The sequence below is a fragment of the Campylobacter sp. IFREMER_LSEM_CL2127 genome (assembly GCF_025771745.1).
Taxonomy (GTDB): domain Bacteria; phylum Campylobacterota; class Campylobacteria; order Campylobacterales; family Campylobacteraceae; genus Campylobacter_D.
Window position 1 is genome coordinate 117,762 of sequence record NZ_JAKMQV010000002.1, and the last position, 11,804, is coordinate 129,565.

The following is an 11,804-nucleotide window of genomic DNA, read 5'->3' on the forward strand; positions in this document are numbered from 1 at the left end:
CAAGGTTTTAACCTTGCTTAGTTTCTATAGCCACTACTGCTATAGCAAAACCCCCATCATGTGCTACGCTTACACTTGCTGATTTGATTTTAAATTCTTGTATGACTTTTTGAGAAAAACTAATATGTGGAGCATTTTTGTCATCTTTAGAGATGATGATGTCAAAAAAAGAACATTCTTTAGAAATTCCAACCCCCAAAGCCTTAGAAGCAGCTTCTTTAATAGCCCAAAATCCTGCTAGAGTGTTGGTATTTTTTATATAACTTTGCTCTTGCTTGGATAAAAATTTATCCAAGAAAAGCGTTTTATGTCTTTCATAAATTTTTTCTATGCGAGAGCATACAACTATGTCACAGCCTATCATTAAGATACTACAAAGTCAGTAAAATAAATATTTTTGATAAAACCATCAGTTAAAACCTCATTGATTTTACCAGTTAATTCATCTTTTAATCTTTCTTTACCCTTTGTGGTGCTTACTTCTTCAAAGGTTTTTGAAGTTAAAGTTCTAATGATAATATCTCTAATAATAGCAACTTTTTTATCAAGTTCTGGGGTTAGAGTTTCAACATTTTGTTCAAGTTGAATGGTACATTTTACATATCTTGATCCACCATCGCTTAATAAATTTAGTGTAAAAGGTGCTAAAGGATACATCACTCCAATATTTGCATAATCACTTCCTCTAGCCGCTACTGCATTTGTTTTTTTAGGAGCTTGTGCAACTTGTGCGCTTTCTTCAGCTTGCGGAGCAGGATTTTCTTCAGAACCACCGCTAAACATTAAATAAGCAATCGCTCCTACAATCACAAGTAAAAATACAAATAAAAATACAACGATAATAATTACTAAAGTATTGCCACCTTTTTTCTTTGATTCGCCTTGTTCATCCATCATATCATCAGCCATATTTTTCCTTTTATTAAATTTAAAGTGTTATTGTATCAAAAATTACAATTTTTTTAAATTATGATTATTTAATCTTTTGTAAATGTCTATAAACACTAGGTTCAGAAATACCTAAAAGTTCAGCAACCTTAGGAATAACACCTTTTACATTAAACACACCTTTTTCATATAAACTAGCTATCATTTTTTGCTTTTCTTTTGGTTTTAAGCTTTTATTTTTAAAACTTTCTATATCCATACCCGAAATATCTTCGACAATTTCTTCTAAATCAAGTTTAATATATTCTTTATTTTCTTGCTCAGGGTTTTCATAAGCATTATCATAAATATTTCCAAGATTTAAAATTTCATCAGAGATTTTTTTAAACGCTGAGGTATCATGATTAATACAAAGCAAACCTTCGAGTTTTTCATCTTTTTTAATAAAAAAAGTAGAGCCTGACATTGCTTGTGAGCTTTTAGCTGAAGTTTTATAATGTGTTATATAATCACGCTCTAAATAGATTTTATTTTTAATCATTTCAATGGCAAAACCAGTTAGAGGTGAGTTTATAGTTCTTTTGCTAATATGGTTATTAGCAATTTCTGCTATATTGGCTCCATCTTCGCTTACATCGTGCAAGACTATTTCATAATTTCTACCCAAGGCTTCTGCAAGAAATTTAACTAATTTAATATAGTAAGTTCTTGTTTCTTTATCCATAAGCTCTCCTTTTTTATTAATTTTGTAGTAAAAATATTTAAAATAAGAATGCTTATTCTTATTTTTTAACAATTTTATTACAAAATAAAAATATTTATGCTTAAAAAAAGATTATTTTTTTAAAAATAAGAATTTTATAATCATTTTTTAAATAATGATAATTTTTATCGTTTAATTTTATTTTAATAATATAGGAATATAATTTATCAAATAATAAAAATTATTATTTAAAAAGGAGACACAATGAAAAAACTAACAAATGATTTTGGAAATATCATAGCTGATAATCAAAATTCACTAAGTGCGGGTGCTAAAGGTCCACTTTTAATGCAAGATTATATTTTGCTTGAAAAACTTGCTCATCAAAATAGAGAAAGAATTCCAGAAAGAACAGTACATGCAAAAGGAAGTGGTGCTTATGGAGAACTTAAAATTACTAAAGATATTTCTCAATATACTAAAGCAAAAGTTTTACAGCTTGGAGAAAATACACCTTTATTTATAAGATTTTCAACCGTTGCAGGTGAAGCAGGTGCAGCTGATGCTGAAAGAGATGTAAGAGGTTTTGCGATTAAATTTTATACCAAAGAAGGAAATTGGGATTTAGTAGGTAATAATACTCCGACATTTTTTATAAGAGATGCGTATAAATTTCCTGATTTTATCCATACTCAAAAAAGAGATCCAAGAACTCATTTAAGAAGTAATAATGCTGCATGGGATTTTTGGAGCCTTTGTCCTGAAAGCTTACACCAAGTTACTATTTTAATGAGTGATAGGGGAATTCCTGCAAGTTATCGTCATATGCATGGTTTTGGAAGTCACACTTATAGTTTGATTAATGATAAAAATGAAAGATTTTGGGTGAAATTTCATTTTAAAACCAAGCAAGGCATTAAAAATTTAACCAATGAAGAAGCGGCAAATTTAATAGCAAATGATAGAGAAAGTCATCAAAGAGATTTATATGAAGCTATTGAAAAAGGAGATTTTCCAAAATGGACTTTCCAAATTCAAGTTTTAAAAGAAGATGAAGCAGAAAAACTAGGTTTTAATCCTTTTGATTTAACTAAAGTTTGGCCACATAGTATTGTGCCTTTAATTGAAGTAGGTGAATTAGTACTTAATAAAAATGTACAAAATTACTTTAATGAAGTAGAACAAGCTGCATTTAGTCCAAGTAATATCGTTCCTGGTATTGGTTTTAGTCCTGATAAAATGCTACAAGCTAGAATCTTTTCTTATCCTGATGCACACAGATATCGCATAGGGACAAATTATCATTTGTTGCCAGTTAATCGTGCAAAAAGTGAAGTAAATACTTATAATGTAGCAGGAGCTATGAATTTTGACACTTATAAAAATGGCCTTGCTTACTATGAGCCAAATAGTTATGATGATAGCCCAAAAGAAGATAAAAGCTATCTTAAGCCTGACTTAGCACTTGAAGGTAGCGCGCAAAGATATGCTCCACTTGATGATGATTTTTACACTCAACCAAGAGCCTTGTTTGATATAATGAACCAAGATCAAAAAGAGCAATTATTTAAAAATATCGCTGCTTCTATGAGTGGGGTTGATGAAAAAATTATTGCTAGAGCATTAAGTCATTTTGAAAAAATTTCAAGTGAATATGCAAATGGCATTAAAAAAGCTTTGAAAATGTAATTTTTACTTGCCACTTTAAAAGTGGCAAACTAAAGATTATAAAAGGAAAAATATGTTTAGCAACGAAGAAGAAAAAAGAATTCAAGAACTTTGTGCCATGGCTTTTGATTATGCAAGAAAAAATGATTTGCAAAATTTAAAGATTATGATAGAAGCAGGTTTGAGTGTGAATTTAAAAAATCACAAAGGCGATAGTCTCTTAATGCTTGCAAGTTATCATAATGCTTATGAATGTGCTAAGTTTTTACTAGAAAATAATGCTAGGGTAGATGAGAAAAATGACAGAGGGCAAACTCCATTAGCGGGGGTGTGTTTTAAAGGGTATTTGCCTATGTGTAAGCTTTTGGTAGAATATGGAGCAAATATTGATGAAAATAATGGTCTTGGTATGACACCTTTTACTTTTGCACTAATGTTTGGGCATAGAGATATAGTAGAGTTTTTAGCAAAGCATTCTAAAAAAAATTTTCTTAAAAAAATAGCTTTTGCTGTGTTGAAAATTTTTAAAAGAAAGAAAAGTTAAACTCTTTGAAAAAATAAAAATTATAAAATTATCCTTTTATTTGCAAATAGAAGGATAAATATGTCACAAAAAGCAGAGAAATTATGGGGTGGACGCTTTGATTTACCTACAAATAAATTAGTTGAAGAATACACTGCTTCATTATTAGTTGAGCCAAGACTTGCTCCTTTTGATATACAAGGAAGTATAATTCATTGCACTATGCTTGCAAAACAAGGCATTATAAAAGAAGATGAAGCAAAAACTATCATCAAGGGTTTAGAGCAAGTTAGAGAAGAAATTCAAAATGGAACCTTTGTTTTTGATATAGCTGATGAGGATATTCATATGGCTGTAGAAAAAAGAATGACACAAATTGTAGGTCCAGTAGGTGGAAAGCTTCACACTGCAAGAAGTAGAAATGATCAAACTACGCTTGATTCAAAAATGCATATGAGAGCCGTTATAAAAGAAATTTTAAATCAAATTATTGCTTTGCAAGAAGAAATCATCAATCAAGCTCAAAAAAATATCAAAGCTATTATGCCAGGTTATACACATTTACAAACCGGTCAACCGGTGCTTTTTTCACATTGGATCATGGCGTATTTTTGGATGTTAAGTAGGGATTATTCTCGTTTTGAAGATTTATATAAAAGAATGGATGAGTGTCCTTTAGGAGCAGCTGCGCTTGGTGGAACCACATTTAATATAGACAGACATTTTTGTGCCAAAGAATTAGGTTTTGCAAAACCAACAGAAAATAGCATTGATAGCGTTAGTGATAGAGATCATATGGTTGAATTTACTTCTGTGGCTGCAATGTGCTTTATGCACCTTAGTCGTTTTTGTGAAGAGCTTATACTTTTTTCAAGTCAAGATTTTAAATTTATAGAATTAAGTGATGATTTTTGCACAGGCTCAAGCATAATGCCTCAAAAGAAAAATCCTGATGTAGCTGAAAAAATGCGTGGTAAGACAGGTAGAATGTATGGCAATGTTATGGCAATGCTAACTATTATGAAAGGTATTCCACTTGCTTATAATACTGACATGAGTGAAGATAAGGCTCAAGTTTATGATTCTATGGATACTTTAATGGCAAGTTTGAAAATCATAACTCCTATGATAGAAAAAATGCAAGTAAATGCTAATAATACAAGAGCAGCAGCTGCAAAAGGCTTTTCAAATGCCACAGATATGGCTGATTATTTAGTAAGAAAAAATATACCATTTAGAGAAGCTCATAGTATAGTTGGTGGTGCTGTGAATTATTGTATTAAACATGGAAAAATGCTTGAAGAACTTAGCATGGAGGAATTTCATCAATTTAATGAAAATATCCAAGAAGATATTTATGAGGCAATTGCTTTAGAAACTTGTATAGATGCAAGAGTATCTTATGGTGGTACAGGAACTAAAGTAGTATTAGAGCAAATTAAACATGCAAAAGAACTTTTGGAGCAATATAAGGTACAAGATTAATGGATGTTATTTTTTTATTAGAATTTTTCATCATTTTTTCTATGATAGCCATAGGTGGTAGATATGGTGGTATAGGACTTGGGGTTGCAGGTGGGCTTGGTATGTGTATTTTGGTTTTGGTCTTTGGTATGCAACCAGCTTCACTTCCTGTGAGTGTTGTGTTTATTATACTTGCTGTGATTACTTGTGTGAGTGTTTTGCAAAGCGCAGGTGGGCTTGATTTACTAGTAAAAATAGCAGAGAAAATTCTAAAGAAAAAACCTCAAGCTATTGTTTTTATGGGACCTTTGATTAGCTCTGCTTTTACGATTTTTTGCGGTACTACTTATGTAGCTTTTTCTATTTATCCAGTGATTGCTGAAGTGGCAGCCGATGCTAAAATTCGTCCCGAAAGAGCGCTTTCGGTTTCAGTTGTAGCAGCAGGTATTGGCGTTATAGCTTCACCTATGAGTGCAGCTACTGCTGCTATGGTGGCTGTTTTAGCTTTTAGTGGTACAACAATAGTGCAAATTCTAATAGTAAGTTTACCAGCCTTTTTTATAGGTGTGTTTCTTGCTTGTTTGAGTGTTTTAAAAAGAGGAAAAGAGCTTGAGCAAGATGAGGAATTTCAAAAAAGAGTAAGAGCAGGAGAATATCATTTCTTAAGTGAAGATTTGCAAAATAAAGACAGCGAGCATGATCCTATGGCTAAAAGGTCTTTGTATATTTTTGCTTTAGGGATTTTAACTATTATTTTTTTTGGTACTTTTACAAATTTATTGCCTCATTATGAGCTTGCAAATGGCAAAATAGAAAGACTTTCTACTCCAAATTTAATCCAAATGATCATGCTTGCAACAGCTTGTTTGATTATGCTTTTTGCTAAAGTTCCTGCTAATAAACTTGGTGAAGCTTCGGTATTTAGATCAGGACTTATAGGAGTTGTAGGGGTTTTTGGTATAGCTTGGATGACAGGAACATTTTTTGAAGCTTATAAGCCTTTATTTAGTGATTCTTTATCGCATATTGTAGAGGATTATCCGTATTTATTTGGGGTGGCTTTATTTGCCTTTTCTATGGTGATTTTTTCTCCTTCGGCAACAGTAGCTGCTTTGATGCCTTTGGGTGTGAGTTTGGGAATTCCTCCTCAAATTCTTATTGTGCTTTATCCTTGTGTGAGCGGAGATTTTATAGTCCCAGGAGCTAATCAAATAGCATGTGTGGCTTTTGATAGAACAGGCACAACAAAAATAGGTAAATTTGTGATCAATCACTCTTATTTAAGACCAGGTTTTGTTTTGATTATTAGTGCGACTATTGCAGGTTATTTTATCTCTAAGCTTGTATTTTAGCTTAGAGATTGTTTTTAAGTTTTTGTAAATACCTATAGACACTAGGTTCTGATATATTAAGCGACTTAGCAACTATAGGTATGCTTCCTTTAATGTTAAAAATTCCTTTTGAATGAAGCTTTTTAATAATTTCATCTTTTTGCTCAGTGCTTAAGCTATATCCTGAATTTAAATATTTTAAGTCTATGTTTTCAGCTAAAATATCTTCTATAGAATGGCTAAGTGTTTCTATATTACTCACATTGTGTAAATTTACATTGTTTTGATTATGAATATCTAACAAATCACTAAAATCATTGATTTTTTCAAGTTCTATGATTTTACTAATAGCATTTCTAAGCTCTGTGGTATCGTGATTTATACATAAAATTCCCACGATTTTATTTTGATTTTTAATGAAAAAAGTTGATCCAGTAACAATCTTAGACTTTCCAACCTTTGCTTTATAATCACATAAAAAATCTTTGTTTAAATACTCTTTTTCTTGTACAAGCTCACTTGCAAAAGAAGTTAATGGAGAATTAATGGTTCTTCCACTAATGTGGTTATTTGCAATGGCTGCAATATATGAACCCTCAGGTGCAATCACATGAAAAACTATTTCATATTGATCCCCAAGCACCTGTCCTAAAAATTGAGTGAGTTTGATAAATAATTCTTTTTGTTGCTCATCCATGATCTAGACCTTTTTGTTGTTTTTTGTTATTTTACATAATATTTTCATCAAAGTTGTTAATAATTATAACAATAAAAAAAATTATTATTATGATAAAAAAATATTGACAATTTATTATTATGATGATAATATTATATTATGATTTCATTTAAACACAAGGAGTATACATGGCAAATTATCCAAAGGCTATAGGACCATATTCAGCTTATAGAGAAGCTAATGGTTTGTTATTTATTTCAGGGCAACTTCCTATTAATCCAGAAAGCGGAAATATAGAAAGTGAAGATGTGAAAGAACAAACAAGACAATCATTGTTAAATATTAAGGCTATATTAGAAGAAAATAATCTTTATTTTAATAATGTAGTTAAAACAACTTGTTTTTTAGCAAACATTGATGATTTTGTGGCTTTCAATGAGGTTTATTCTGAATTTTTCGCAGCTCCATATCCTGCAAGAAGTGCTTTTGCGGTAAAAGATCTTCCTAAGGGTGCTAAAGTGGAGATAGAGGTTATTGCTCATAAAGGATAGAGCATGTTGGGTTTATTTTTTGCAGGATGTTCTGTATTTTTACTTGTATTTATGCTCTATAAAAAAATCAACGCCCATATGGCGTTGCTTTTAAGTGGTTTATTCTTGCTAACTTTAGCAGGAATTTTTGGACTTTCTCCTATTATTAGTGAAAAGCAATCTTTACATTTAGGTCTTTTTGATATTTTCCAAGTAGTAAATACCAAAATGTCAAGTACTCTAGCAGGGCTTGGACTTACTTTAATGTGTATAGCAGGATTTTCTGCTTATATGGATCATGTGGGTGCAAGCTATGCTTTATTTAAAGTATTTGAAAGACCTTTAAAGGCAGTAAAATCACCTTATATTTTATTGCTAGTTTCATATTTTGTAATCCAGTTTTTAGTGCTTTTTATACCTTCACATGCAGGTTTAGCACTTTTGCTTATGGTTACAATGTATCCTATTTTGGTGCGCTCAGGTGTTTCTAAACTTTCTGCACTTTCAATTATTGCTATTTGTCAATATATTGACCATGGCCCAGGTAGTGGTAATGTGATTTTGGCTGCAAAAACAGCTGAAATTGATCCAGCGGTGTATTTTGTACATTATCAGCTTCCTACAACTGTGCCTATTATCATAGCAGTAGGTATTGCGATTTATTTTTGCTCAAAATATTTTGATAAAAAAGAAAATTTCACATTTAACCGTGATGATGTTGAAAAAGAATTAGCAGAACATGATGGCAAAAGTGAAGAGCTTAAAAAGCCACCTAGAATTTATGCGATTTTACCTATTATACCTTTAGTATTGATTTTGGGCTTTAGTAGTGTTTTAGATAGCATTATGGTGCTAATGGGGCTTACCACTATGGAAGAGGTTAAAGCGGCTTCATCTACTGCTATTAGAATGAATGTACCAGTTGCTATGATGATTTCAACCTTTATAGCGATTATTTTTGAAATCATTCGTTATAGAAGTTTGATTGATACTTTAAATTCTATTATGGTATTTTTCAAAGGTATGGGGCATTTGTTTGTAATCACAGTTTCTTTGATCGTTTGTGGTCAAGTTTTTGCAAGCGGACTTTTATCAGTTGGCTTTGTGGATACTTTAATAGGTTTTGCAAAAGATGCAGGTTTTGGAGTGCTTGCTATTATTATAGCAGTTTCTATTTTGCTTGCTGTATGTGCATTTTTAATGGGTTCAGGAAATGCAGCATTTTTCTCTTTTGCGCCACTTATCCCAAATATAGCAAAATCTTTTGGCGTTGAAACCATAGCTATGATAGCACCTATTCAAATCATGACAGGTTTTGGTAGATGTGTTTCGCCTATCGCACCTGCTATTTTGGCAATTTCAGCTATGGCTAAAGTAAATCCATTACAAGTTGTAAAAAGAACGGCTGTTCCTATGCTTGTAGCTGCTATTGTTAATGTGATTATGACTTATATTTATCTATAAAAAGGAGTACAAAATGAACAACAAAACTAAATTAATCCATCTAGGAAGAGGCGATCAAAATGCTGAAGTAAGATCAGTTAATCCAACCTTAATGCGTGCATCAACTATACTTTTTAAAGATCATGCAACTTGGCAAAAATACCGCGAGCTAAGAAAAACAGATCGTGTTTTAAGTTATGGTGCTAGAGGAACAGCGACTAATTTTGAACTTGAAAAACTAATTTGTGCGCTTGAAGGAGGCCATAGAGCGCAACTTTTCCCAACAGGACTTGCAGCGCTAGCTATGGTGCTTTTAAATTATGCTAGCAAAGATGCTCATTTTTTAATCACTGATGCTATTTATGGACCTGTTAGAACAATTTGTGATTTATTTTTAACTAAAATGGGTGTAGAAATTGACTTTTTAAAAGCTGATGCTTCCGATGTAGAAGAAAAAATTAAACCAAACACAAAATTAATCCTTTGTGAAAGCCCAGGTTCTATACTTTATGAAATCATAGATTTGCCAAAACTTTGTGAAATTGCACACAAACATAACATACCAGTAGCGATTGATAATACTTATTCAAGTGGGTATTTTTTAAATCCGCTTGAGCTTGGAGTAGATATTTCAGTAATTGCAGCGACTAAGTACTTAAGTGGGCATTCAGATGTTACTATGGGTATAGTAGTAATTAATGAAAAAGAATGGAAAAATTTTGACAAATTACCAGAAGCTTTAGGATTTACTACAAGTCCTGATGATGCTTATTTGGTGCTTCGTGGTATGAGAACTTTAGATGTAAGAATGAAAGCTCATGAAAAAAGTGCAGATGAGGCAGTAGAGTTTCTACAAAGTAGAAAAGAAGTTAAAACAATTTTTTATCCAAAATTAAAAACTCATCCAAACCACGAAGTTTTTATGCGCGATCATAAAGGTGCTAATGGTATGGTAACGATTGAATTTGCAGATGGTATTTCAAAAGAACAAGCCATTGAGTTTGTAGATAATTTAGAGTATTTTTCAATCGGTGCAAGCTGGGGTGGATATGAGAGTTTAGCTACTGTTACTACTCCACCAAGAACGGCAACAGATTGGAGTGCTAGAGGGCCTTTTGTGAGATTTCATATAGGTCTTGAAGATAGTAAGGATTTGATTGCTGATTTAAAACAAGCATTTGAAAAAATAAATTTTAAAGGATAAAACATGGGTGTGAGTGTATTTGATATGAGGTTGCTTCAAGATTCTTGGAGTACCCCTGCAATGAGAGCTATTTTTAGTGAAGAAAATAGAATTCAAAAATGGCTTGATGTAGAAGCTGCCCTAGCAAAAGCTCAAGCAAAACTTGGCATTATCCCTAATGAAGCAGCTATAGAAATAGCTAAAAAAGCGCATTATAAATTTATGGATATGGATTTTATTTTTGCTGAGTTTAAAAAGACTAAACACCCTTTAGTACCTACTGTTAGAGGTTTGGAAAAAGCTTGTGAAAATGGTCTTGGTGAATATGTACATTTTGGTGTAACAACACAAGATATCATTGACACAGGCTTAGTTTTGCAATTTAAAGAAGCTATGGCTTTAATCAAGCAAGATTTAAAAGATATAGCTAAAAATTTAGCAAAAATCGCAAAAGAGCATAAAAACACTGCGATGATGGGAAGAACCTTAGCTTTACAAGCTTTACCTATAACTTTTGGACACAAAGTTGCAATTTGGCTTAGTGAGCTTAATCGCCATTATGAAAGAATTATCGAACTTGAAAAAAGATTATATGTAGGATTAATCGTAGGTGCAGTGGGAACTAAAGCAAGTTTAAGTGATAAGGCTAATGAAGTAGAAAAACTTACTTTAGAAAGCTTAGGTTTAGAAGTTCCTGATATCTCATGGCAACCAGCAAGAGATCGTTTCATTGAGCTTGGCTATGTTTTAGGTAATATCAATGCAACCTTTAACAAAATCGCACATCAACTTTTAATCTTAGCTCACAATGAAATCGATGAAATTGCTGAGCCTTTTGGAAAAGGTCAAGTAGGAAGTTCTACTATGCCTCATAAAAGAAATCCTGCAGTAAGTGAAAACGCAGTGACTGTGAGTAATGCTCTAAGAGCTAATATTGCAATTTTAAGTGATATAGAAAGACATGAGCATGAAAGAGATGGTCAAGTATGGAAAATGGAATGGAAGCTTTTGCCAGAAGCGTTTTTAATGCTTTCAGTAGTATTGGCAAATATGAAATTTGTCTTTGATGATTTAGAAGTTAAAAAAGACAAAATGTTAAAAAATCTTGATACGCTTAATGGCTTTGTATTAGCAGAACGTGTGATGTTTGCTTTGAGTGATCATTATGGTAAGCAACATGCACATGAAATTGTTTATGAAAATGCTATGAGAGGCATAGAAAATCATAAGACTTTCAAAGAAGTTTTGCTTGAAGATGAGCGTGTGAGCAAGGTTTTAAGTGAAAAAGATATTGATGTTTTAATGGATGCTACAACTTATGTAGGTTATGCACCAAAATTAGTTGATGAGTTCTTAGAAAAAATTGCTAATGCACCAATTCTAAAGTAGGAAAAA

At 31.9% G+C, this 11,804-nt stretch carries 12 protein-coding genes; 8 read left to right on the top strand and 4 right to left on the bottom strand.

Annotated features, from left to right (window positions below):
- Positions 1 to 7: 7 nt before the first annotated feature.
- The 3 genes from acpS to L8V77_RS02340 form a co-directional block, all read right to left on the bottom strand.
- Positions 8 to 364: a holo-ACP synthase gene (gene acpS / locus L8V77_RS02330; RefSeq protein WP_263706523.1), complete on the bottom strand. Its 357-nt coding sequence runs from the start codon at positions 362 to 364 to the stop codon at positions 8 to 10.
- Positions 364 to 909, bottom strand: coding sequence for a flagellar basal body-associated protein FliL (gene fliL / locus L8V77_RS02335; protein ID WP_404842191.1), 546 nt, complete (start codon positions 907 to 909; stop codon positions 364 to 366). Before fliL ends, acpS begins: the two co-directional genes overlap by 1 nt.
- A gap of 64 nt (positions 910 to 973) precedes the next feature.
- Positions 974 to 1,612: a transcriptional regulator gene (locus tag L8V77_RS02340; protein WP_257403836.1), complete on the bottom strand. Its 639-nt coding sequence runs from the start codon at positions 1,610 to 1,612 to the stop codon at positions 974 to 976.
- Between the two features lie 243 nt (positions 1,613 to 1,855).
- Between L8V77_RS02340 and L8V77_RS02345 the strand changes: the two genes are divergently transcribed.
- Genes L8V77_RS02345 through L8V77_RS02360 form a run of 4 tightly spaced genes read left to right on the top strand, consistent with a single transcriptional unit; the run spans position 1,856 to position 6,598 of the window.
- A complete protein-coding gene (locus L8V77_RS02345; RefSeq protein ID WP_263706525.1) occupies positions 1,856 to 3,280 on the top strand; it encodes a catalase in 1,425 nt (474 codons plus the stop codon).
- A gap of 52 nt (positions 3,281 to 3,332) precedes the next feature.
- The gene (locus L8V77_RS02350) at positions 3,333 to 3,803 is read left to right on the top strand and encodes an ankyrin repeat domain-containing protein (RefSeq protein WP_263706526.1); all 471 of its coding nucleotides are present in this window, start codon (positions 3,333 to 3,335) and stop codon (positions 3,801 to 3,803) included.
- Positions 3,804 to 3,863: 60 nt separating this feature from the next.
- Positions 3,864 to 5,267 carry an argininosuccinate lyase gene (gene argH, locus L8V77_RS02355; RefSeq protein WP_263706527.1) on the top strand — a complete coding sequence of 468 codons (1,404 nt, stop codon included), beginning with the start codon at positions 3,864 to 3,866 and terminating at the stop codon, positions 5,265 to 5,267.
- Positions 5,267 to 6,598: an anaerobic C4-dicarboxylate transporter family protein gene (locus L8V77_RS02360; RefSeq protein WP_263706528.1), complete on the top strand. Its 1,332-nt coding sequence runs from the start codon at positions 5,267 to 5,269 to the stop codon at positions 6,596 to 6,598. The genes argH and L8V77_RS02360 overlap by 1 nt, the downstream gene beginning before the upstream one ends.
- A gap of 1 nt (position 6,599) precedes the next feature.
- On the opposite strand, the gene L8V77_RS02365 is transcribed toward L8V77_RS02360, so the two are convergent.
- Positions 6,600 to 7,274 carry a YheO-like PAS sensor domain-containing protein gene (locus L8V77_RS02365; protein WP_039617503.1) on the bottom strand — a complete coding sequence of 225 codons (675 nt, stop codon included), beginning with the start codon at positions 7,272 to 7,274 and terminating at the stop codon, positions 6,600 to 6,602.
- A 167-nt stretch (positions 7,275 to 7,441) separates the two neighbouring features.
- Here L8V77_RS02365 and L8V77_RS02370 point away from each other — a divergent pair, with 167 nt between their 5' ends.
- The 4 genes from L8V77_RS02370 to purB are packed head-to-tail and all read left to right on the top strand — an operon-like array spanning position 7,442 to position 11,798.
- Positions 7,442 to 7,804: a Rid family detoxifying hydrolase gene (locus L8V77_RS02370; RefSeq protein WP_012661024.1), complete on the top strand. Its 363-nt coding sequence runs from the start codon at positions 7,442 to 7,444 to the stop codon at positions 7,802 to 7,804.
- A gap of 3 nt (positions 7,805 to 7,807) precedes the next feature.
- On the top strand, positions 7,808 to 9,247 hold the full coding sequence (dcuC, locus tag L8V77_RS02375) for a C4-dicarboxylate transporter DcuC (RefSeq protein ID WP_263706529.1): 1,440 nt from the start codon (positions 7,808 to 7,810) through the stop codon (positions 9,245 to 9,247).
- A gap of 13 nt (positions 9,248 to 9,260) precedes the next feature.
- Complete coding sequence (locus L8V77_RS02380) at positions 9,261 to 10,430, top strand: trans-sulfuration enzyme family protein (RefSeq protein ID WP_263706530.1); 1,170 nt, start codon at positions 9,261 to 9,263, stop codon at positions 10,428 to 10,430.
- Between the two features lie 3 nt (positions 10,431 to 10,433).
- Positions 10,434 to 11,798: an adenylosuccinate lyase gene (gene purB, locus L8V77_RS02385; RefSeq protein ID WP_047207977.1), complete on the top strand. Its 1,365-nt coding sequence runs from the start codon at positions 10,434 to 10,436 to the stop codon at positions 11,796 to 11,798.
- Positions 11,799 to 11,804 lie beyond the last annotated feature (6 nt).